The sequence below is a fragment of the Bacteroides sp. B1-V-101 genome, from assembly GCF_023656585.1.
Classification (GTDB): Bacteria; Bacteroidota; Bacteroidia; order Bacteroidales; family Bacteroidaceae; genus Bacteroides; species Bacteroides thetaiotaomicron.
Window position 1 is genome coordinate 1 of record NZ_JAMOKH010000086.1, and the last position, 2,158, is coordinate 2,158.

Consider the following 2,158-nt stretch of genomic DNA (forward strand, 5'->3'; position numbering starts at 1 on the left):
GAAGAATAAACAGATTCTTATTTACATCAGAAGGCTGAACAAGTTCCATCAAATCCGTTTCAGGATTGGAAAGATACTGAGTAATACCTCTCTCCTTATTAGAGAGCTGGAATACTTTATTCAACCCCGGCTTACGAATATCGAGTCCGACAATCACCACTTTCTTTCCCAAAAGAGAAAGACTGATAGCCAAATTCGACGAAACAAACGATTTTCCTTCACCACTGACAGTTGAGGTCACAAGGATCACCTTCTGATCATTATCTAGCATAAACTGAAGATTGGTCCGAATATTACGGAAAGTTTCACTCATCAGATTATTCTTGTTCTCGAAGACGGCGATAGAACCATTCTTATCATTCTTCTCATCAGTTAATGGAATATCACCGACAACAGGAACACTCGTTAGTTTCTCTACATCGGCACGACCTTCGATCTTGAATTTTGTCAGTTCAACCAAGTAGATGATACCAACCGGAATTCCAACACCAAGTACCAATGCAATCAAATAAATCATAGAGCGTTTGGGAGATACCGGAATATCGTCAGCTATCGCTTCATCAATAATTTTCGCATTATTGGCAGTGGCAGCAAGCGCAATCGCATTCTCTTCACGTTTCTGTAACAACATCAGATACAAGCCAGCTTTGATCTCCTGCTGACGGGCAATACTTACATAAGCACGTTCCTGTCCCGGAGCGTTGCTGATACGACGGGAATAACGACTTGCTTCACGGTCAAGACTCTCTTTAGTAATCATCAACCCCTGCAAGGTTCCTTCAAGAGTAGCCTGTACATTAGCTTTCATGGCACGGATACTCGTATCTAGATTCACAATCGTAGGGTTATTCTCTGTTGATGTACGTAACAGGCGTTTACGTTCCATCAACATCTCGTTGTAACGTTCAATAGCTCCAATCAAGGCTGCATCCTGCAAACCTACATTACTCGGCAAGACTTCGTATTCATTGCCTCGTAAATACTTACGCAAGTCATTCACCAAACTGATTTGAGTACGATTCTCTACGCTCTTCTTTTCATATTCCGCATTACCGGCCAAAGCTATCTGAGCTTCACTCGTCAAGTCCGTGATACCGGCATCACGCTTGAAGGACTCCAGATTAGCTTCCGTACTACCCAATTCTTTTGAAATAATACCAATACGTTCATCAATAAACTCAGCTGTCTTCTGGGCGATCTCGTTCTTATCATTGTTCGTATTGCGATTATACATTTCAAGCAACTGGTTGATAAAGTCCTGTCCACGCTGCAGACTGGAGTTCTTCAATGAAATCACAGCAACAGAAGTCGTTTTAGAAGTAGGAGCAATAGACAGACTGTTACAATAGTCTCTTGCCACTCTCATCGGTTTGTTTATTGTCGCAGTTATATGGCGTACGTTCTTCTCTATCCGAGGAACTTTAGTTCCATCTTGCAAAGTTACCGAATCAGCAGTCTGAAAGAAGGCCAGCGTGCCTTCATCAGTCGGGAAGATAGCAGGCAACTTCTCAAAATGCTTCTGATAGCCCTTCTCACCCACAGTCACATTCACATCCATACTACCTTTAGGCTGTAAAGTCATTTCCACCATCATCGGTGCATTCAATTTTTCAGCCTCTTGAGGTGTCAAGCTCACCTGCACCGGAGATGTCTTATATAGACCTTTAGCAGGAAATTCATCCTCATCTTTATAAGTTATATACAATCCCAACTGATTCACAACCTCTTTTACAAGTGTTTTCGAACGCAGAACTTCCAACTCGTTATCAATGTTTTTAGAAGAAGTCATCACACCGCTTAACCCCATATCCTCCAGTTCCGAAGAAAGTCCTGCACCTCCGCCTTTCTTCTCGTCTTTTATTAGGACGGTAGCGGAAATATTATAAATGGGTGTAGCCCAATGCAAATAAAACCATGCACCAACAAAACATAGCAACACCGCACCTACAAACCAGGGCCAGTGAATGATGTATTTAAAAAGAAGTGTCCGGAAATCAATTTGCTCCTCAGTCAATTCACGTTCCTTCACGTTTTGATTTTCTTCCTTCATAACCCTTTCTTTTTATTTCAAGATGTTAAACAATAAACTGGCAATAGAAACAAGGATCGAAGTAGCAGAGAACCACAAGCTTGTACTAGTGCCGATATCCGAATTTCG

The 2,158-nt window shown here is 41.8% G+C and carries 1 protein-coding gene and 1 pseudogene; both read right to left on the reverse strand.

All coding sequences use genetic code 11. From position 1 onward, the window contains the following. The coding region (locus tag NBH01_RS26480) for a GumC family protein (protein ID WP_250700374.1) at window positions 1-2,050 on the reverse strand (2,050 nt) is incomplete at its 3' end. Window positions 2,051-2,062: 12 nt separating this feature from the next. Next, window positions 2,063-2,158 (reverse strand): annotated as a pseudogene (locus NBH01_RS26485) (polysaccharide biosynthesis/export family protein); the annotation flags it as partial.